23 protein-coding genes are annotated in these 20,791 nt (G+C 40.8%); 15 read left to right on the top strand and 8 right to left on the bottom strand.

What is annotated here, in order from left to right; genetic code table 11:
• Positions 1-18: 18 nt before the first annotated feature.
• The 5 genes from FHG08_RS18515 to FHG08_RS18535 all read right to left on the bottom strand — a co-directional run bounded on the left by FHG08_RS18515 (position 19) and on the right by FHG08_RS18535 (position 6,138).
• Complete coding sequence (locus FHG08_RS18515; protein ID WP_178956457.1) at positions 19-3,273, bottom strand: winged helix-turn-helix domain-containing protein; 3,255 nt, start codon at positions 3,271-3,273, stop codon at positions 19-21.
• A gap of 62 nt (positions 3,274-3,335) precedes the next feature.
• Positions 3,336-4,163: a mechanosensitive ion channel family protein gene (locus FHG08_RS18520; protein ID WP_178956456.1), complete on the bottom strand. Its 828-nt coding sequence runs from the start codon at positions 4,161-4,163 to the stop codon at positions 3,336-3,338.
• Positions 4,164-4,200: 37 nt separating this feature from the next.
• A complete protein-coding gene (locus tag FHG08_RS18525) occupies positions 4,201-4,929 on the bottom strand; it encodes an LrgB family protein (protein ID WP_178956455.1) in 729 nt (242 codons plus the stop codon).
• Complete coding sequence (locus tag FHG08_RS18530; protein WP_178956454.1) at positions 4,922-5,275, bottom strand: CidA/LrgA family protein; 354 nt, start codon at positions 5,273-5,275, stop codon at positions 4,922-4,924. The genes FHG08_RS18525 and FHG08_RS18530 overlap by 8 nt, the downstream gene beginning before the upstream one ends.
• A gap of 71 nt (positions 5,276-5,346) precedes the next feature.
• Positions 5,347-6,138, bottom strand: coding sequence for a crotonase/enoyl-CoA hydratase family protein (locus FHG08_RS18535; protein WP_178956453.1), 792 nt, complete (start codon positions 6,136-6,138; stop codon positions 5,347-5,349).
• A gap of 288 nt (positions 6,139-6,426) precedes the next feature.
• Between FHG08_RS18535 and FHG08_RS18540 the strand changes: the two genes are divergently transcribed.
• The 3 genes from FHG08_RS18540 to FHG08_RS18550 are packed head-to-tail and all read left to right on the top strand — an operon-like array spanning position 6,427 to position 8,119.
• A complete protein-coding gene (locus tag FHG08_RS18540; RefSeq protein ID WP_013465646.1) occupies positions 6,427-6,747 on the top strand; it encodes an HI1450 family dsDNA-mimic protein in 321 nt (106 codons plus the stop codon).
• 46 nt (positions 6,748-6,793) lie between these two features.
• The gene (locus tag FHG08_RS18545) at positions 6,794-7,606 is read left to right on the top strand and encodes a DUF481 domain-containing protein (RefSeq protein WP_138609342.1); all 813 of its coding nucleotides are present in this window, start codon (positions 6,794-6,796) and stop codon (positions 7,604-7,606) included.
• Positions 7,607-7,633: 27 nt separating this feature from the next.
• Positions 7,634-8,119: a hypothetical protein gene (locus FHG08_RS18550; protein WP_178956452.1), complete on the top strand. Its 486-nt coding sequence runs from the start codon at positions 7,634-7,636 to the stop codon at positions 8,117-8,119.
• Positions 8,120-8,175: 56 nt separating this feature from the next.
• Here the strand turns inward: FHG08_RS18550 and FHG08_RS18555 are convergent, their stop codons facing one another.
• Positions 8,176-8,661: a peptidylprolyl isomerase gene (locus tag FHG08_RS18555; RefSeq protein ID WP_008111743.1), complete on the bottom strand. Its 486-nt coding sequence runs from the start codon at positions 8,659-8,661 to the stop codon at positions 8,176-8,178.
• Positions 8,662-8,672: 11 nt separating this feature from the next.
• Positions 8,673-9,584, bottom strand: a complete 912-nt coding sequence (locus FHG08_RS18560; RefSeq protein WP_178956451.1) for a folate-binding protein YgfZ — start codon at positions 9,582-9,584, stop codon at positions 8,673-8,675.
• A gap of 150 nt (positions 9,585-9,734) precedes the next feature.
• Here FHG08_RS18560 and FHG08_RS18565 point away from each other — a divergent pair, with 150 nt between their 5' ends.
• Complete coding sequence (locus FHG08_RS18565) at positions 9,735-9,986, top strand: succinate dehydrogenase assembly factor 2 (protein ID WP_010387788.1); 252 nt, start codon at positions 9,735-9,737, stop codon at positions 9,984-9,986.
• An 82-nt stretch (positions 9,987-10,068) separates the two neighbouring features.
• The gene (locus tag FHG08_RS18570) at positions 10,069-10,398 is read left to right on the top strand and encodes a hypothetical protein (RefSeq protein WP_218651723.1); all 330 of its coding nucleotides are present in this window, start codon (positions 10,069-10,071) and stop codon (positions 10,396-10,398) included.
• Here FHG08_RS18570 and nadB read toward each other — a convergent pair.
• A complete protein-coding gene (gene nadB, locus FHG08_RS18575; protein WP_178956450.1) occupies positions 10,373-11,983 on the bottom strand; it encodes an L-aspartate oxidase in 1,611 nt (536 codons plus the stop codon). The two genes, FHG08_RS18570 and nadB, sit on opposite strands and share 26 nt — an antisense overlap.
• 244 nt (positions 11,984-12,227) lie before the next feature.
• Between nadB and rpoE the strand changes: the two genes are divergently transcribed.
• The 10 genes from rpoE (at position 12,228) to pdxJ (ending at position 20,765) form a co-directional block, all read left to right on the top strand.
• Positions 12,228-12,809, top strand: coding sequence for an RNA polymerase sigma factor RpoE (gene rpoE, locus FHG08_RS18580; RefSeq protein ID WP_010387792.1), 582 nt, complete (start codon positions 12,228-12,230; stop codon positions 12,807-12,809).
• Between the two features lies 1 nt (position 12,810).
• Positions 12,811-13,425 (top strand): sigma-E factor negative regulatory protein, encoded by a 615-nt coding sequence (locus tag FHG08_RS18585; RefSeq protein ID WP_178956449.1) that lies wholly within the window; start codon positions 12,811-12,813, stop codon positions 13,423-13,425.
• A 4-nt stretch (positions 13,426-13,429) separates the two neighbouring features.
• Positions 13,430-14,383: a MucB/RseB C-terminal domain-containing protein gene (locus tag FHG08_RS18590; RefSeq protein ID WP_138608161.1), complete on the top strand. Its 954-nt coding sequence runs from the start codon at positions 13,430-13,432 to the stop codon at positions 14,381-14,383.
• On the top strand, positions 14,384-14,833 hold the full coding sequence (locus FHG08_RS18595; protein WP_138608159.1) for a SoxR reducing system RseC family protein: 450 nt from the start codon (positions 14,384-14,386) through the stop codon (positions 14,831-14,833).
• Between the two features lie 122 nt (positions 14,834-14,955).
• On the top strand, positions 14,956-16,743 hold the full coding sequence (gene lepA, locus FHG08_RS18600; RefSeq protein ID WP_138608157.1) for a translation elongation factor 4: 1,788 nt from the start codon (positions 14,956-14,958) through the stop codon (positions 16,741-16,743).
• Positions 16,744-16,761: 18 nt separating this feature from the next.
• Positions 16,762-17,697, top strand: coding sequence for a signal peptidase I (gene lepB / locus FHG08_RS18605; protein WP_178956448.1), 936 nt, complete (start codon positions 16,762-16,764; stop codon positions 17,695-17,697).
• Positions 17,698-17,699: 2 nt separating this feature from the next.
• The gene (gene rnc / locus FHG08_RS18610; protein WP_008466504.1) at positions 17,700-18,377 is read left to right on the top strand and encodes a ribonuclease III; all 678 of its coding nucleotides are present in this window, start codon (positions 17,700-17,702) and stop codon (positions 18,375-18,377) included.
• Positions 18,367-19,299: a GTPase Era gene (gene era, locus FHG08_RS18615; RefSeq protein WP_138596050.1), complete on the top strand. Its 933-nt coding sequence runs from the start codon at positions 18,367-18,369 to the stop codon at positions 19,297-19,299. Before rnc ends, era begins: the two co-directional genes overlap by 11 nt.
• Positions 19,300-19,319: 20 nt before the next feature.
• A complete protein-coding gene (gene recO, locus FHG08_RS18620) occupies positions 19,320-20,012 on the top strand; it encodes a DNA repair protein RecO (protein ID WP_138608154.1) in 693 nt (230 codons plus the stop codon).
• 21 nt (positions 20,013-20,033) lie between these two features.
• Positions 20,034-20,765 (top strand): pyridoxine 5'-phosphate synthase, encoded by a 732-nt coding sequence (pdxJ, locus tag FHG08_RS18625; protein WP_178956447.1) that lies wholly within the window; start codon positions 20,034-20,036, stop codon positions 20,763-20,765.
• The last annotated feature ends 26 nt before the right edge of the window (positions 20,766-20,791 follow it).

Raw genomic sequence — 20,791 nt, forward strand, 5'->3', positions numbered from 1 at the left:
TTTCCTTTGTATTCATGATTATAGTTGAAAGTTGTTGATGCCCAGTTTAACTAGGCGTGCTTTTATCTCGTGGATTTCGTTTGCTCGGTTCAAGCAGGTGTAAGCCTGTATCTTTGGATAAGTTATGAGAACGCTTTGGTTTGTATTTACTGTTTTAGCAATTTCTTGTAGTGCACTTAAGCAAAATTGATCTTTTTGTGTGCTCGTAGCAGCTAACTTAGCTTTCAGCAGGTTTATTCGTATGAGTACTAAATTATCACCAATCTTTGCCTGTTTAGCTATCAACTGTTGATAGCTCTCGTGACTTTCAAGCGTAGTTAATAATTTTTGGGCTTTGTGTAGTAAATTTCTATCTATAAAATATTGAATCAAACCAATTTTTATACTAATGACCCTGATATTATTAAGGCTTTGTGACTTTAAGAATGTGATAATTTCTTCTATCCTTGGATCAATATTTTTGTCGTTAGATAACATCAATAATTGCGCTAAAGAGCGGTAATACATAAGCTGAAGTTTATTGTCTTTGGAATCTTGTTTTAGTGCATTGCTTATCATTTTGTTAGCAAAAAGCGCTTTTTGGTAAGCTATTCGTTTATCGGCTAAATAGCTCAATAAATAACTTTGTTGCATATGTATATTTGCTGACATATAAAAAAGGCTTGCATCGTTTGGATAGTTAACAGTCATATCTTTTACCACTGTTAGTGCATTTTCTAACATATTTACCGTTGTACTAAAGCCACCTAACTTTTCTTCTGTTTTTGCCAGCCAGCTGATGGTATCGGCTTTATCACGCAATAAGTTTTTGTTGTTAGGTTTGAGCTCAAGGGCTTTGTTTTTAAGGGCCAGCGATTTTGTAAAGCGCTGTTTTGCAGCAATGTAGTCAGATTTCTCTATGTATAAAGACCCCAGCGAATTATGCGAATACGATAGCTCCATAATCGAGTTAAAATCATTCGGTGCTAATGAATACATGGTTTCGCTATAAGTATGATATTTTTTTAAGAGCGGTTCAGCAGCGGCGTAATCACTTTTATCATAATGAAGCTGACCGAGCCAAAAGGCATTGGCACCGGCAAGCGTTAGTAGCTCTAAATTATTAGGCTGTATTTTTAAGAGTGCTTCAAGGCGAATGCGGGCGTTTTCAAAGGCAGTGAAGGCCTCAATGGTTTTACCGCGGGAATAGGCCACTTCTCCCATGGCTTCCAGAGTTTGCGCGTACTGAAAGCGACTTTTAAACTCGCCTTGTTGACTGCTAAAGTTAAATAGTGAGCTTGGCTCATCAACTTGATTGGTAAAATACTCAAGTGCTTTATTACTAATGCCATCAAGTAGGTCCATACGCTTTACGCTGCGTAATTTATCGGCAAAATCACCTACCATAAACCCTAGTAAGCTTTCGGCCTCTTGGCGTTTTTGCTGTGCAAGTTGCTGCGCTTGAAAGCTGGTAACACTCATAAATAGGGCAACACAGGTAAGTAAACAAAGCAGAGCGACGGTGCCGCGTTTTATAGTTGTTTTTGTTTTACTGTGTTTAAGAGAGCTGGTTATAAGCGCGCGTTCGTCATCGTCTAGTTTAAATATGTTGTCGTTTAATAAGGTAACGGCCTCTTGCAATGGTTTACCCGGCGCTAACAGATAGGCGTTACTTTTGTGCTCATTAAGCCATTGTTGCGTGTGGTGGTGTAAGCGGCTTTTTATAGCAAGGGCATCTTTATGGTCATTAATCCACTGTTTGGCACGTGGCCATTGGCGTAATAATGCCTCGTGGGCAAGGCTAAAGTAGGCTTCTTGGTTTTGTAAATGCGATACAAATAAGCGGCTATCGACCATAGCTTGAACCAGTTCTTTTTGGCTGGTGTTGGTTAATGCTTGCAAGCGGGCTGCGCGGCTCGTAATGGTTTTACCATCTGGGTTTAGCGTTACTAATTGCGATAACACGCTTTTTAGTTGCTGTTGTTGCGCTTGAGAAAGCCCTATAAATACTTCTTCGGCTTTTTTACCAATGGCACCCTCAATACCGCCGAGTTTTTCATACACACTGTGCAATAACTCATTATTATCACTGCGCTGTAAATACAGCTCTTGCAGTGTGTATTGCAGCATGGGCAGTGCATCTGGATTATTGGCGGTATCGGCGCAAAGTATTTCATCCAGCGGGGTTTTAGTGTGTGGGTCTTGCGAAAACGTTAAATTAGCGGTTAACGCTGGCAAGCGAATAATTTGTTGTAGTTCATGGCGATTTGGCGGGGTTAAATCGTAATGCGCGCCATGAGCCTTGCCCACCATAAGACTTGGTTGCTCAACCACTAAAGGGTAAAAATCGTTACGACAGGCACTAAATACAATCACCGCTTTAGAGGTCGCTAAACGCTCAATAACAGATAAAAAATGACTTCGGGTGTCGTTACTAAATAGCGGTGAGGAAAGTAGCACTTCTAAGCGGTCTATAAACAAAAACAATTGCGGCATTTTTGCTGCTGTTTGGGTATTTGCAATTGTATTTTTTAAGCCGCTAATAACATTGTCTATGTCATGTTCTAGCTGCTGCGCCAGCGTTTGTGCGCTTAACCCTGTAAATACTGGAATGTCGTTAATATCCCAATCGAGCATGGCTGAGGCGAGATCTAAATACAGCCTATTTTGAGCTACATCTGCAAAGTCGAGTTGGGTGTACGACATTACTCTAATGCCGTTATAGCCTCGCTCGTCGAGTAGCTTTGGCAATATACCCGCATTAACTAATGATGATTTACCCGAGCCACTAGGGCCAAGGATTAAACAAAATGCGCGCTGCAATGTTACTTGGTTTGATACGCTCTCTAATAACCTGCTGATGGCGTGATTACGACCAAAAAATAAGTGGGTATCGGTTGGGTTATATGCACTCAAACCTAAAAAAGGAGAGCCGCCTTGCCATGTGTTAACTTGGCTGGGGAGATCATCAGCTAATGGAAACTCAACCGTTGCAATAACTCTATAACCACGTTTACGTATGGTTTCTATGTATTGCGGCGCGCTTGCCTTATCACCTAGAGCTTTTCGTAACTGAGTGATAGTTTTATGCAGAGGGTTATCGCCGGTTTCTGTGTTTGCCCAGCAGTGAGTTAATAACGCGTCGCTACTGACAATCTCTGCTTGGTTTTGACACAAGTACAGCAACACATCCATGGCTTTGGGTTCTAGCTGTTTTTGTTCTTCAGCGCGTTGAATGGTGTTACTGGCAGGGGTGATTTGCCATTCACCTAAATAAAAGGGCGGTTGATGCATAATTGGCTCATTTTTATAGTTATAAGTGCATTTAGCTTTTTGCTTTAGTTACATTAGTAGTGCTAGTTATTTTTATTAAGTGTAACAATGCGCTGTGGAAACGGAATTTCTATATTGGCATTGTTAATTGCTTTATATACGCTGGCATTAATAGCGAGCTTAGTTTCAATAATTTTAGTGGTAGGAACCCAGTATCGATAGCTAATAGTTACGCCGCTATCAGCAAAGCGTTCTATGCCAACTTGTGCATTGGGTTGTTTAGCAACCAGTTCGTTATTAGCTAATGCGTTTTCAATTAGGTTAATCGCGGTATCACTACAGGCACTGTAGGCTATGTCTATTTCACCTTTTACTAAGGAGTAGCTAAATGAGTTATGCAGAATTTCGCCAACAATATGTTTGTTGGGAATGGTTATTTCTACTTTTTCTTCATTAATTAATACGGTGTGACCCAGCTCAATGAGTTTTACTTGGCCGCTAACGCCTTTTATTTCTATGGTATCGCCCACCACAAATGGCCGCGTGGCAATAATTGCAAGCCCGGCGCCATAATTAGAAAGCATGCCTTGTAATGCTAAGCCAGCACCTAAAGAAGCGGCACCTATTGCAGCAACAAACGGGGTAACACTAATGCCAATTTTACCAAGCGCAATTATGATCACCATAATGATCAGTAATACTTTAACGACATTACTAACAAAGTTAGTTAAGGTGATATCGACGTTATGTCGCGTCATCAAATTGGCAACACCTGCAGCGAGCTTTTTCGCTACCCATAGGCCAACCAATAGAATAAAAATAGCGCCGACAATTTGCATACTGTAGGTAACTAAATATTCAGTAAGTAGGGCGTAGTACTTTTCAAATTGCTGAATTTCAGAACTGATCATGTCGACTCTATTTTAGCGATAGTGTTTTATCTGCTTATCATAACAAAGTGTTAACTAAAATTGGATACATTATTGGCACAATTACAGCAGTTAATAACGCACTCAATGCCATAGCCACCGATGAAAACGCCCCTATTTTTGGATGCTCGGCAATTGCAGCCGCGGTGCCTATAGCATGACACGCGGTACCGATTGCGATTCCTTGTGCCTCAAAGTTAAATATTTTAATTAGTTTTAATAATAAAATGCCAAATAAAGCGCCGAGTAAACCAATAAAAATTACCATGGCAGCGGCTAGCGAGCTGATCCCGCCAAGTGAATCGGTGACAAGTAATGCAATAGGTGTTGTAACGCTAAGTGCCGCAACTGATGCGCTCAGTTGCGAGGGGGCAGCAAATAAAACGCTTAATACAAAAGCTACCAGAGTGGCGTTAATAATACCAATACTGCAGGCAACTAAAATAAGTAAAAAGTTTTTACGTACGTGCATAAATTGTTGATATAGCGGCAAGGCCAAAGCGACTATGGCCGGCTCCAATAACCACGTTAACAACCGACTATGCGATGCAAATTGTGAATAGGGTAATTTAAGGTTAACGAGTAGTAAGGCAATAATGCCGATGCTTAAAAAAACGGGGTTGGTTAATGACTTTAAAATACTCTGATTGATTTTAAGATTAACAGCCCTTAGTGCAATAAAAAGGATAATAATAAATGGAATGGTTAACCAGCCAAGGCTAAAAATGGTGCTACTGAAATCAGTCATTATTAGTTTTACCTTTAAAGTAACTTACTAGGCTCGCCACTAAAATTAAACTACTCAAGGGGACTAATAAAATAACTGCAGTTAAGAAAGGCCAATGGGTTTTTATAAGTGCTAAGTGTTCAATAAAACCAACGCCTGCAGGAATAAAGAAAATAGGCATTACATTTAAAATAGGTGTGGCACACGGGGTAAGTTGCTGCTCTTTAACAATACCTGATAAAAGTAAAACCAGTAAAATAACCATTGCTAACAGTGGCGCAGGAAAACTGGCATCAATAAAGTGCATAATGAGTTTGCCCACTGCCAAGCAAAGCAAAATGATAGCGCTACTTAAAAAGTATTTCATGGCGATGACTCAATAAAATAGAGGATTATCACTTTAACAAATAACGCTGTTTTGTGCATTGTGCCTTAGTATTACCAGCGTTTGGCGTTTGCAAACTCAATATCAGTTTTACCTTTTGCTTTAGCGATGGCTTTTTTAGTATTAGGGTTGATTAATAAGCGAATTTGACTCCATGTTTCTTTGGCGAGTATTTTTCGAGCTGGGGCTTTATAGCTTTGTTGAGTTACACGTTTTATTGCTGCTAATGTGTCAGGTGAACGTGCTTGTAATGTATCAAGCATTTCTTTAGTTGCTTTATCGGTATCGTCGGTTGTTTTTGTTACTAAACCGAGTTCAAAAGCATGTTGAGCACTAATGGGGTCAGCATGACTTGCTAGCCAAAGTGCTTGGTCGCGTTTTACTAAGCCTGCAAGCATAACATTAGCGCCCATGTCGGGGCATAACCCCCAGCGCGCTTCCATAATGGCGAGCTTGGCATCGTGATGAACAATTCGGTAATCAGCTCCAAGCGCTATTTGCAGGCCACCACCAAGACAGTTTCCGTTAATTTTAGCAATTACAGGCACACTCAATGATTGCCAGCCCAGTACAACTTTTTGCGCTAGGTTTTGATTACCAGGAAGCCATTTGAATAGGAGCTTTATGATATTGAATGGCGAGGCCATGACCGCGTTAATATCGAGCCCTGCACAAAAGTGTTCGCCCTCACCGGTTAATACAACTGCACGAATACTGGCGTCTTTTTTTATATTTTTAATCACTTTGTTAAGCTCAACAAACATAGCAAAGCTTAAGGCATTTTGTTTTTCTACGCGATGTAATGTGACGGTAGCGATACCCTGTTTTTTTTCTAATTTTATCATTGTTCACTCCTCTGACCTGTTGTTTGAGCTTATGTTTTTATTGATGTTAAGTAAAGTGGGTGAAGGTGAATAAAAACAAACTGAATTTTTTAATACACGTGGGGCTAGCTATCTTTGATGGCTATTTAATCTTCCAAGGTCAACAGACCCGTGTGCTAACCAATTTAATAATATCTATAAGTATTAGGAATAAATAAAAAAGTCAGTAATTAACGTGTTTTTTTTATCAAAACCCTAGCAACTTTTGATATTATGATTGCCACTTAAAAGCTCAGAGGTTAACCATTCATGTCAGGTCCACGTTTATTTACGGTAGAAGAAGCAACTCATCAAGCTTATGATATTTTTTTAGAGCTGGCTCCCAATAATTTAAGCGACAAAGATGTTGAAGAATTTAACCTACACCGTGAAGAACTAGGCTTTATTGAAGAAGATGAGCCCGATGAACAGTGGCAAGACTTTGTTGCCCTAGAAATTGAACCTGAGCATTTTATTCAAGTATTAGTGGGCCTTGAGTTTGATAACGAAGACGTACTATTTGCGAAAATTCTAATTAGCCGTGATAAAGACGCGCCTTTTTGTCATATTTTGTGGAAAGAAAGTGAATAACCACCTCTCTGCTTTTTTGTTATTGCCATTTGCAAGAGAACGTATTTTGCGATGCTTCTTTGTATTACTGCTTTTATTATTTAGCTGCTTTAGCTGGGCCGTTGATCCCTTTGAAGATTTTCATCAATACGGGGAACTCTCAGATGAAGAAATTCATGAGTTACACAAAGGCGAAGTGTTGTACGGCGATACCGAATTTGGTTTTATTTTAAGTAAAGGTAACACTAATTCCACCAGTTTTAAGCTTAAAGGGAATCTTTATCAAGATTTTGAAAACTGGCGAAATCAATTCAAAATAGACTCCTTGTACAAACGTGATGAAAACGAAGAAACGGGCGAGTCGGATGTTACTGCTAATCGGGTGTTTGTTTCTGCACAAGGTAACTATAAAGTAGGGGTTAAAAACTCGTCGTTCTTTATTTACGGGGATTATGAGGAAGATCAATTTAGCGGTCTTGATTTTAAAAGTACGATAGCAACCGGTTATGGTGCACGTGTTTATCAAGGGGTTAAAAATAAAGTAGATATAGACATTGGCCCAGGTTTATATCGCTCAGTTGCTGATGATGAGTCAACAGCACTTGACGACGATAAAGACAAAATGGGTTATTTACTTCGTATTGCAATGCAGTGGGAGAGGTTAGTATCTAAGCGTACCCGATTTAATCAAGATATCAGTATAGAACAGTCTTTGTCTGGGCTTAACTCTCGGTTAAAGTCAGAAACGGCATTAATTAGCCAAGTGGTTGGCGCGGTATCGCTTAAGTTTGCTTATATGTATCGTTATAATTCTAAGCCTGAAGAAGATAAGCTTAAATACGATTCAGAGCTCAGTGCAACCTTAGTGTACAGTTTTTAATTTTTTAACTTTTTAATAGAGAGTGTTATGTATCAGCATAAGCAGTATGCGGTATTTATATTTGTAGTATTAGCATGGATCAGCGGTTTTGTTGCGCTTGCATGGAACTTAATTGGTGCCGATGCCCCGTTAATCGTATTTGCTGGTATTTTAGTGCTGGTGGGCTTTTTGTTCCACGGTTTAACCATTAAAGTTGATGAAACCCATATTAGCTGGGCATTTGGCCCTGGTGTTGCTGGCCAAAAGTTAGCATTAGAAGATATTGTTGATGTAAAAGCAGTACAAAACTCATACCGCCATGGTATTGGTATTCGCATTACACACGATGGGTGGATTTATACGGTATCAGGCTTTAGTGCGGTGCAATTAACGCTTAAAGATGGCACCCAGTATCGCTTAGGCACAAATGACCAAGCAGGATTAGTTGCTGCGCTTGAAGATAAAATAACCCCTGTTGAAATGCCAGCAGCAGAGCCTCAAGCCAAATTACGAACACAGAATAATATGCTATAAAAAAAGCGCCCAAGGCGCTTTTTTTATAAACTTATAGCAATTTTACTCAGCGGGTTTTAGTGCTCGTGGCCACAGCCGCCTTCGCCATGTACGTGGCCATGCTCAAGCTCTTCGGCTGTTGCATCGCGTACTTCTAAAATTTCTACATCAAAGTTAAGTGTAATACCGGCAAGTGGGTTATTACCATCAACAATCACTTCTTCGTCTTGAATATCGATGATCATTACTGATTGGTCGCCGTCATCGGTGGTTGCACGAAATTGCATGCCCACTTCAATTTCCATACCTTCAAACATTGATTTTGGTACGGCTTGCATTAAGTGATCATGACGCTCACCGTAACCTTCTTCAGGCTCCACTTTTACGCTTAGTGTATCGCCAGCTTGCTTGCCTTGCAGCGCGTTTTCAAGCCCTGAGATCAGGTAGCCTGTACCAACGATAAAAATTAATGGCTCACCGCCAAATGAGTTATCAATGGTATTGCCGTCATTATCTAAAACAGAGTAATGCATTTTTACCACTTTATTTGCTGCAACGATCATAGTCATTCCTATTATTCATCTTCAAGAGAGTAAGGTAGAGGCAGAATGTTTAGCTCTACCGAAGGGGTGTGTTTTGCACGAAGAGTCTGATCGATATCAGTATCGTTTGGCAACACGACCAAACCAGTTAAAGTCTGTGTTTGTTCATTATAGCTTTGCGCAATAAGTTTACCTGCGCGGCGCCAGTTTTCACCTAATTGGGTTTCAATATCAGGCTCATCAAGTTGTCCTTCGCTTTGCCCAGAGACGATATACATGGCACGTTTGTTTTTGCCCAGATACTTCATACGTGCAACGGTTTCTTGGCCTGTGTAGCAACCCTTTTTAAAACTAATGCCGTTAATGGCTTGCAGGTTAACCATTTGCGGTACGTATTCATCAATCGCATCAACACTTAATTGCGGTTCACCAGCAAGTATGGATGCTTGCTGCCATAGCGCATCGTCATCGAGGGTCGACACATCGCCAGGTAGGCAAAATTGGCTATCAACCATTAGTAAAATGCGGTTTGATCCAAGCTTAAGAGCTTTACCGTGAGCGAAGTCACAAGCCGTGGCGTTATCGCTAAAGTGAATGTCGAGTTGTGTGAGTAAGCCTGTTAGGTCATCACCAAGTAAACCAATTAATCGCTCTGAGGCTTTATTAATTTCAACTTTTGCAAATACAGCATATTTTTTTAATTCAGCAAGAGAGCGTTCTACTTCTGCACTTGAGCCTGTTAAAAAGTAACTTTGTTGATAAGAAAATAGCTTAAATACACCCCATAACTTACCTTTTGCACTACAGTGACCTGCCCACAAAAAGTTATCGTTGTTAAGTTTATTTAGATCTTGAGTGATTTGTCCGTGTAGGTACGATAATTTATCTGCGCCTGAGAGGCTAATAACCTGATGTGATAAAGGACATGCATAAACCTGAGACATAAATACCTTCTTTGCAATAACAAATGAGGCCACATAATAACGTAGTTAAAGCGTATGGTACAGCGACTAACAGACGATGTTTTTATAACTTAGTGCTGTTAAATTAACGCGTATTTGGTAAACTCGAGTTAATTAAATATGAGGTTTAAAATGGTTGAAATACATAGTAAAGCACGTATCCGTTGGGCTTGTCGCCGTGGCATGTTAGAGCTAGATGTTTTGTTTATGCCGTTTGTTGAAGAAGCTTATGATTCGTTAGATGCTAAACAGCAAGCGATTTTTCAGCGTCTATTAACCCAAGAAGACCCAGATTTATTCGCTTGGTTTATGGGCCATGAAGAATGTAAAGACGCAGAGCTAAACAGCATGGTTCAGCTAATTTTAGACCGAGTTCGTGTATAGATTTACCGTTACAGATAATAAAACAGACCACAAACCGATTGTGGTCTTTTTTTGTGTGCTGACTTTAGTGTTGTGCCTATTTATGAACTCGGTGGTGGCAACTCTTTTTTGTATTGCACTTAATACACTTGCTGGCATTATTGTTTGGCGAAAAATCGTGGCTGCTCAACCACAGCAAGGCATTATACTCTTAGAGCCGAATCAATTTCGTTTTGAAGGATCAGGCAGGCAAATTCAAGGGCTCATTAGTAACCAAAGCCGGTTACTTGGTCAGAGTGTGTGGCTGTATATTAATGGCTTTAGTAAAAACTATTGGCTGATTATCTCAGCCAATAGTGTTGATAAGCAAAGCTATGCGCGCTTGAAACGGGCAACGCTTGAAGCAATTAATTACGTAGAGGAGTCAAAATAGTGGGCGTTGGGTTCTCATTTTGCTCTGGATAATCAATAGTAAAGTGTAGTCCACGACTTTCTTTACGTTCCATAGCACTTCTAATTATAAGCTCGGCAACTTGTACTAAGTTACGTAACTCAAGTAAGTTATTGCTTACTCTAAAGTTTGCGTAATAATCGTGTATTTCCTGTTGTAGCAGTTCAACACGATGCAGCGCACGTTCAAGGCGTTTAGTTGAACGTACAATCCCAACATAATCCCACATAAATAATCGTAGCTCATGCCAGTTATGAGTGATGACAATTTCTTCATCTGAGTTAGATACACGGCTTTCATCCCAACTAGGTAAATCAGCCAGCGCGGGTGCAGTCTCTATTTTACTCAAAATGTCTTTTGCTGCTGCATGGGCAAATACAATGCACTCTAATAATGAGTTACTTGCCATGCGGTTAGCACCATGCAGGCCGGTATAAGCCACTTCACCTACAGCGTATAAATTTGCTAAATCTGTCTTGCCATTAAAGTCGGTCATTACGCCACCACAGGTATAATGCGCAGCAGGAACAACCGGAATTGCCTCTTTGGTTATATCAAGCCCTACGCTCAAGCATTTAGCGTAAATAGTAGGGAAGTGTTCAATAATAAAATCTTTGTCTTTATGGCTAATATCTAAATATAAGCAATTTGCGCCAAGGCGTTTCATTTCAAAGTCGATAGCTCGCGCTACAATATCGCGCGGAGCGAGTTCTTCTCGTTCATCAAACTCTTTCATAAAGCGAGTGCCATCAGGGCGCTTTAAATAGGCCCCTTCACCACGCATTGCTTCGGTAATTAAAAAGTTTTGTAATTCCGGGTGGTAAAGACTGGTTGGATGAAATTGATTAAATTCCATATTAGCAACGCGACACCCTGCACGCCATGCCATTGCTATGCCATCACCGCTAGAAACATCAGGGTTAGAGGTGTAAAGGTACACTTTACTTGCGCCACCGGTTGCTAAGGCAACAAATTTTGCGCCAATGGTTTCTACTTTTTTGGCTTTTTTATTCCACACATGCATACCGTGAACATGTGACCCCGTTTTACCGATATTTTTATCAGTAATTAAATCAATCGCATTATAATGCTCTAACAAGGTGATATTACTGTGCGCTTGAACTTGGCTAATCAGCGTTGTTTGCACTGCTTTGCCAGTGGCATCGGCGGCATGCAAAATGCGTCGATGGCTATGACCCCCTTCACGGGTTAAATGAAAGCGCTCTTTACCTTTACTATCAAATTCCATATCAAAAGGCACGCCTTGGTCAATCAACCATTGTAGGCAGTCATGCGCATTACTGGCAGTGTAATGAACAGCTTCTCTGTCACACAAACCGCCACCTGCATCTAAGGTATCTTCAACGTGAGACTCTATACTGTCATTTTTTTTATCAAAAACAGCGGCAATTCCGCCTTGGGCGTAAAGAGTAGAACCTTCGGTTAATTCACCTTTACTGATCACGGTAACGTTACAGTAATTAGCCAAAGATAAAGCAAGTGATAAGCCTGCTGCGCCGCTACCAATAATAGCGACATCGGTAATGTGATGTTTATTTTGGTTCATCTGTGAGGTACTTTGCGGTTACAATGCTCAGATAGAGCAATATTTATTTTTAATACTTATAGTTGTACCATATTTGTTGAACTACTACTAAGTGGTTTTAGCGTATAAACGTGTAATTTGTAGCTATTTTATAAAAAAACAATATGAGTCAGAACTTTTTATTCATCTAGGGGTCAGAGTAGGTGTGAACAATGGCGACACTATGAATAATAAGCAAGAATCAATCAGAGGAGTACCGGCTCGAATGAGCGAGCAGGAATTAGATTTAGCGTTAGTGAAAAGGGTCCAGCAGGGAGATAAAAACGCCTTTAACCTATTAGTTAAGAAGTATCAGAACAAAATAGCCGGTTTGATCTCTCGTTATGTATCAAATCAAGGTGACATTGCTGATGTAGCACAAGAAGCGTTTATTAAAGCGTATCGTGCCCTTCCAAACTTTCGTGGTGATAGTGCTTTTTATACTTGGCTTTACCGTATCGCCGTTAATTGTGCTAAAAATTATTTAGTGGCTCAAGGGCGTAAACCGCCAGCAAATGATATAGATGCTGACGATGCCGAGTTTTATGAAGGTGCAGATTCAATGCGTTCTAACGCGTCACCTGAAAATTTACTATTAAGCGAAGAAGTCCGCGCTGTTATTTTTAATACGATTGATAGTTTGCCTGAAGATCTTAAAACCGCGATTACTCTTAGAGAAATTGAGGGTATGAGCTATGAAGAAATAGCCGTGGTTATGGATTGCCCAGTCGGGACGGTACGTTCGCGTATTTTTCGTGCCCGTGAAGCAATTGATAATAAATTAAACCCATTGATAGGCGAGTCTTAGTATGACAAAAGCACACGTTAACCGCTTAGATAACGAATCGTTATCAGCATTACTTGACGGTGAACAAACATTAAAGGATGCAACTATTGCATCGGATGATGTAGCTACGTTTGGCCGTTACGCGTTAATTGGTGATGCAATGCGAGCTAAAGAAAATAACAATAATATGGACTTTGATATTAGCGAACGCATTTCGTTAGCACTTGAGAGCGAGCCCGTTTATGCAGACTTTAGTCAGTCTGACAATGTGGCTACCGCTTCTAATACCGAAACAGATAATAAAGTAGTGGCGTTTAATTGGCGTAAACCGGTTGCTCAATTAGCAATTGCTGCGAGCGTAGCAATGTTTACTATCGTTGGCGTGAACACCTTACCGCAAGGTGAAGATGCTGTGCAAAACGAAATTCCTTTATTGCAAACCACGCCGTTAACCGGCATGGCGTCGCCTGTAAGCTACTCATCAGCACCTGCACTTGATAACGCAGAGCAAGGTTTACGAGAGCTTCAGCAGCAACGCATTGGCGCATTAGTACTTGAACATCAACGTCAAGCGCGAGTGGCTCATTCGTTAAAAACAGCTAAAACAGATGAAACATCCCCAGAGGAAAAAAACTAATTAGATGAAAGTAATTACTTTTATTATGTCATTGGTGCTGAGTTTTAATACTTTTGCCAATGACACAAACCCTGCTAAAGATTTACTGCTTGAAATGGCCAGTGCAGTTCACACTCGTAATTTCGACGCCTCTTTTGTTGTTGTTAAGGGTAAAAGTATGGAGCCCTACCGCTGGGTGCATGCTAAACAAGGTGATATAGAGCTAGAGCATTTAAGTTTGCTTAATGGTGCAGGCCTTGAAATGATCCGCATTGACGATCAAGTTACCTACTTTGAGCCACAATCAGAACCTTACTCGTTAACAACTGACTCGATTGCAGGCCCCATCCCAGAAGTCTTATTTAAAGATATTAACCGCTTAAGTGCGCATTATGATTTTGTGCTTGGTGGTAAAGGCCGTATTGCAGGGCGTCCTGCTCAGCTGGTTCGAATTGAATCTAAAAACGATGACAAATATAACTATTGGATTTGGATTGATACTGAGTCGTCTTTATTGTTGAAAGCCGCCTATGTGAATCACCAAGGCGAAGCGCTAGAGCAATTACAACTTACCCACATTAGCGTAACTGAGCAACCGGCAAGCTTATTATTAGAAGTACTTAATCGTAATTTTCCAACACCATTACCCGCTAATTCAATTGATGAACAAAGCAAAGCAAATGCTATGAATTGGACTATTGGATGGCTACCTGAAGGGTTTGAATTACTCAAGTCCGATAGACATAAGCTCGACTTAAACAATGAATTAACAGATTACTATTTATTCTCTGATGGATTTGTTGAGGTCTCAGTATTTATACAACGGCCACTACCAGGTAAGCGCTTAAGCGGAGCTCTGACCTCAGGAGCCACCACTATTTATGTGCACAACGGCGGAAATTTTGATGTGTCTGTGGTGGGGAATATACCAACCATGAGCGCCAAAGCGATTGCTGAGTCTGTTTCACGGGCGTTATAAATGATAGAACAAACGTTAACCGTCGTGGCCCTTAGTGGCCACGTTGCGCATTTAGAAGCCCAACAAAAACAGGCATGTGAAGGCTGTAATGGACGTTGTGGCTCTCAAGTGTTTAGTAAGTTATTTGGTACTGCCAAAAAAACCTTGCCCTACAAATTTGAAACGCAATTAGAGGTGGGGCAAAAAGTGACCTTGTCACTGGATGATAGCCATGTTGTAAAACATGCCTTTGCCGTTTACATGCTGCCCTTATTTTTAAGTTTAATATTCGCCTTATTGGCTAGTGAATTAATACAATTAGCCGAAGGCTGGCAAATTTTAGCTGCGATATTAGGTGGCATCACCGGCTTTTTAATTGCTAAAACATGGGTGAAATCACTTAGACATGAGATTAAAGTGATAAAAATTCATCCAATTAGCCTTCCTTTAACTCAAATAGATGGTGATTGACGCCAATTAAATGTAAAATTGCGTTTTTATGCCACAGTAACTTGAAAATGCACAGCAAGTATTTTCAAGTTATTTAGGCATGCGACCTTAGTCCTTTAAAATAGAAGTTTAGAATCCAGTTTATGAAGCATATCCGTAATTTTTCGATCATCGCCCACATTGACCATGGTAAATCGACCCTTTCTGACCGTTTGATCCAAGTTTGTGGTGGTTTAACCGACCGTGAAATGCAGAAGCAGGTTCTGGATTCAATGGATATTGAACGTGAACGTGGCATTACCATCAAGGCGCAAAGTGTAACGTTAAACTACAAAGCAAACGATGGTGAAACCTACCAGCTCAACTTTATCGACACTCCTGGTCATGTTGACTTTACTTATGAAGTATCACGCTCACTAGCTGCGTGTGAAGGCGCATTATTGGTTGTTGATGCTGGCCAAGGTGTTGAAGCACAAACATTAGCTAACTGTTATACCGCCATCGAAATGGACTTAGAAGTTATACCGGTTCTAAATAAAATTGATTTACCGCAAGCTGACCCATTACGTGTAGCCGAAGAAATTGAAGACATCATTGGTATTGATGCCCTTGATGCCGTGCAATGTAGTGCTAAAACAGGTGTGGGTATTGCCGAAGTACTTGAAATGATCGTTAAAGATGTACCGCCACCCGTTGGTGAAAAAGACGAGCCATTACAAGCGCTAATTATCGATTCTTGGTTTGACCCGTACCAAGGCGTTGTATCGCTAGTGCGTATCAAACATGGCGAACTTCGCGCGGGCGACAAAATTAAAATCATGTCAAACGAGAACGTACATACCGCAGATCATGTGGGGATTTTTACGCCTAAACAAACTAACACCGGTATTTTACGTACCGGTGAAGTAGGGTTTGTTATTGCAGGTATTAAAGAAATACACGGTGCACCGGTGGGCGATACCATTACTCATCAAAAAAATGCGGCACCAGAGCGCTTACCAGGTTTTCAAAAAATTAAACCACAAGTTTATGCGGGTATGTTCCCAATTGCGTCGGATGATTACGAGTCATTCCGCGATGCACTTAACAAACTAAGCTTAAACGATGCGTCGTTATTCTTTGAACCAGAAAACTCAACCGCGTTAGGGTTTGGTTTCCGTTGTGGCTTCTTAGGTATGCTGCACATGGAAATTATTCAAGAGCGTTTAGAGCGTGAATACGACATTGATTTAATCACCACAGCACCAACGGTTATTTATGAGGTAGTGACTAAAGAGGGCACTACACAAATAGATAACCCGTCTGACCTACCAGCTGTAAACGATATTTTAGAAATACGTGAGCCAGTAGTAGAAGCTAATATTTTAGTACCGCAAGAGTACTTAGGTAGCGTAATCACTTTATGTGTTGATAAGCGCGGTATGCAAACTAAAATGAGCTACCATGGTAAGCAAGTTGCAGTAACGTACGAACTGCCAATGGCTGAAGTGGTAATGGATTTCTTTGATAAGCTAAAATCAACCAGTCGTGGTTTTGCGTCGCTTGATTATAACTTTAAGCACTTCCAAACCTCAGACATGGTTCGTGTAGATATACTCATCAATAGCGAGCGTGTTGATGCTCTTGCTATTATTGTACACCGCGATAGCGCGCAGTCTCGTGGCCGTCAGCTTGCTGATGCGCTAAAAGAGCTTATACCACGTCAAATGTTTGATATTGCGATTCAAGCAGCAATTGGTCAGCATGTAATCGCGCGCACAACCGTGAAGCAGCTTCGTAAAAACGTAATCGCGAAGTGTTACGGTGGTGACGTGAGTCGTAAGAAAAAATTACTTCAAAAACAAAAAGATGGTAAAAAGCGAATGAAGCAACTTGGTAACGTTGAAGTGCCTCAAGAAGCGTTCTTAGCCATTTTAAAAGTTGGTAAATAAAAAATAAAGGGATAATAAATGGCTGGCTACTTTTCAGTTTTATTGGTGTTATTAACCTTAGGCTCAGGCCTAATATGGTTAATAGATCACTTAATGTTTGCCCCTAAAAGGCAAGAACGTTTGGCACTTGCACAGACTTCTGCCGGTGGCCAACTTGATGAAGAAACCGCAGCATTGATTGCGCCTGAGCCAGTCATTACTGAAACAGCAAAGTCGATTTTTCCGATGATTGCTGCTATCACTATTTTTAGATCGTTTATTTTTGAGCCGTTTCAGATCCCATCGGGTTCGATGATGCCAACCTTATTAGTAGGCGATTTTATTTTAGTGCAAAAGTATTCTTATGGAATTAAAGACCCAGTATGGCGCAGCCAGTTAGTGGATGTGAGCGAACCAGAGCGTGGCGATATTGTTGTTTTTAAATACCCATTAGATGAAAGAGTTGATTATATTAAACGCGCTATAGGCTTACCAGGCGATAAAATTGTTTACCGCGATAAGCGTTTGTATATTCAACCAAAATGTGGAGAAGGCGAAGTTCAAAAAGGCGCGCTTCTTTGCAACGAATTCAATAAAATTGATTTTAAATTAATTAATGATGATGAATTTATGCAAGGCCCAATGGCTTTAGCGCGTTTAAATGAAGATTTAACGACCTCTAGCCATGATATTTTAATCAACCCAAAATCGCCTGAACGTAAAGGGCGTTACTACCAGCAATTGGGCACTCCTGCAGATGAATGGGTGGTGCCTGCTGATCATTACTTTATGATGGGTGACAATCGCGATAACAGCCAAGATAGTCGCTTTTGGGGCTTTGTACCAAAAGAAAACTTGGTGGGTAAAGCTGTCTTTATATGGATGAGTTTTGAATTTGATAATGGCCCAGATGACATTTTACCAGGATGGGTTCCAACTGGTGTTCGTTTTGAACGCCTAGGTAATATTCAGTAACAATGAAAAAAAATGTAACAGAGTTATACAAAAGAATTGGCTACACATTTGCTGATCAAGGCCTACTTGAGCAAGCAATGACGCACCGCAGCCACAAAGGTCAACACAACGAGCGACTCGAATTTTTGGGCGACTCGATTTTGAGCTTTGTAATTGCCAATGCCTTGTACGCTAAATTTCCTAAAGCACGTGAAGGCGATTTAAGCCGCATGCGTTCGACTTTAGTTCGCGGCCAGACGTTAGCTGAATTTGGCCTTGAGTTTGAGCTAGGTGATTACCTGCGTTTAGGCCCTGGCGAGCTAAAAAGTGGCGGCTTTAGACGCGAGTCGACCCTAGCAGATGCAGTGGAAGCTATAATTGGCGCTGTATTTTTAGATTCAGACATTGATCGTTGCGGCGAGCTTATTTTAGCGTGGTATGAATCACGTTTAGATGCTATTTCACCAGGGCTTAACCAAAAAGATCCTAAGACCCTGCTGCAAGAGTATTTGCAAGCTCGTAAGCTATCATTACCTGGCTATACTGTAGTAGACACTAAAGGTCAGGCACACAATCAAACATTCACGGTTGAATGTATCGTTGATGGAATGGATAGCATTATTTCTGTTGGCAGCTCAAGGCGTAAAGCCGAACAAAAAGCGGCCGAAAAAGCATTGAAGATACTTAAAAATGAATCTTGATACCTTAATACAGCCTCATGAAGGCGAAATAGACACATTTTGTGGCATGGTTGCGATTGTTGGCCGTCCTAATGTGGGTAAATCAACCTTGCTTAATGAGATTATTGAGCAAAAAGTCAGTATTACCTCACGTAAGCCACAAACCACGCGCCATCGTATTATGGGTATTCATACCGAGGGTAAACACCAAGCGGTGTACGTAGATACCCCAGGTCTGCATGTTGAAGAAAAGCGCGCCATTAACCGTTTAATGAACCGCGCAGCGTCGAGCTCAATTGGCGATGTTGAACTGATTATTTTTGTTGTTGAAGGCACCCATTGGAATGCCGATGACGAGATGGTACTAAACAAAGTGAGCCAAAGTGGCAAGCCGGTATTGTTAGTTATTAACAAAATTGACCAAGTGAAAGATCGTGACCTTGTACTGCCACACATGAAATTCTTAGGCGATAAGTTTGACTTTATAGGCATTATGCCTGTCTCTGCGACTCAGGGTAAAAACATTAACCTGATCAAAGAAGAAGTGACTAAACGTTTACCGCCGTGCGAATTTTATTTTCCGGATGACTACGTTACCGACCGCTCAATGCGCTTTATGGCTGCTGAAGTGATCCGTGAAAAGCTTATGCGCTTTATGGGTGAGGAACTACCTTACTCAGTGACTGTGGAAATAGAACAGTTTAAATGGCAAGAAAACGGCGTTTGGCACATCAATGGCCTTATTTTGGTTGAGCGTGAAACGCAAAAGCGCATGGTTATCGGTAACAAAGGCGAAAAGCTAAAAGTGATCGGCCGTGAAGCGCGTAAAGACCTAGAAGAAATGCTTGAAAATAAAGTATTTTTAGAACTATGGGTTAAAGTAAAATCGGGCTGGGCTGACGATGAACGTGCCTTAAGAAGCTTAGGCTACGGTGAAGATTAATAAGTATCGAATAGCCTAATATGGACAGCGACTTTTACAAAGCCTATTTATTACATCGACGTCCTTATAGTGACTCGCAAGTAATGTTAGATATGCTGGTAGAAGGCGTTGGCCAGCTTAGAATGCTCGCTCGAGTTAGTGGCCGCCAGGCCACTAAACATAAAGCTCAATTGCAACCATTTCAATCCTTACTCGTCCATTACAATGGCAAATACGATTTAAAATATATTAATAAATTTGAGCTCTACGGCAACCCGTTATTTCTAACTGGTGATAAGCTTTATTGTGGCTTTTATTTAAATGAGCTAACTAATCGCATTGTGCCGATTAATGAGCCCATTGATCAAGTTTTTCAACTTTATAATACACACCTAGAAAATCTTAATAGTGGTACTGATATGCAAGCAGTGCTGCGCTCTTATGAATTTCAATTATTAGAGCTGCTAGGGTATGGAGTCGATTTTAGTTTTGATGCGGACGGTGAGCCAATTGACGAGGCACAAACGTATAGTTACTTCGCAGAAGTAGGGTTTTCGGTGCAACATGACACGCGCTCTGGATTTACCGGTTCACAACTTAATGCCATAGCAAATCATGACTTTAGTCAAGCGGATGTGTTATATATGGCAAAGCAATTAAGTCGTTATTTATTAAAGCCATTATTGGGCAATAAGCCATTAAAAAGTCGTGAGTTATTTATTAGCTCTCAATAAACAAATTTCACAGGTACAAACATGAAAGATATTCTTCTAGGCGTGAATGTAGATCATATTGCAACGCTTCGCCAAGCTCGAGGTACTTCTTATCCAGATCCAGCCCATGCAGCCAATGTTGCAGAGCATGCCGGTGCTGATGGTATTACTATTCATTTACGCGAAGACCGCAGACACATTCAAGACCGTGATGTGTATGTGATGGCTAAAACCATTCAAACACGCATGAACCTTGAAACCGCAGTAACCGATGAAATGATTGCGATTGCACTTGAGGTTAAACCTGAATATGTATGCTTAGTACCTGAAAAACGTGAAGAGCTTACTACCGAAGGCGGCTTAGATGTAGCGGGTAATATTGATAAAATAGCCGCAGCGACTAAAACTCTAACGCAAGCCGGTATTAAAGTGTCATTGTTTATAGATGCCGATAAAGCGCAGTTAGACGCGGCAAAAGCCTGTAGTGCGCCTTATGTTGAAATTCATACCGGAGCCTATGCCGATGCCACCAACGATGAAGATACAGCAAAAGAGCTTGAACACATCCGCCAAGGCGTTAAGTATGCAGCGAGTATTGGCTTAATTGTTAATGCCGGCCATGGTTTGCACTACCACAACGTGAAGCCAATTGCAGCGATGCCAGAGATTTACGAGCTTAATATTGGTCACGCTATTATTGCCCGTGCAGCGATTGATGGTTTAGATAAAGCGGTGCGTGATATGAAACGCTTAATGCTTGAAGCCCGCGCTTAGAATTGTAATTACAATAGACAAGACGA

The organism is Pseudoalteromonas sp. Scap03 (assembly GCF_013393115.1).
In the GTDB taxonomy this organism is placed as follows: Bacteria; Pseudomonadota; Gammaproteobacteria; order Enterobacterales; family Alteromonadaceae; genus Pseudoalteromonas.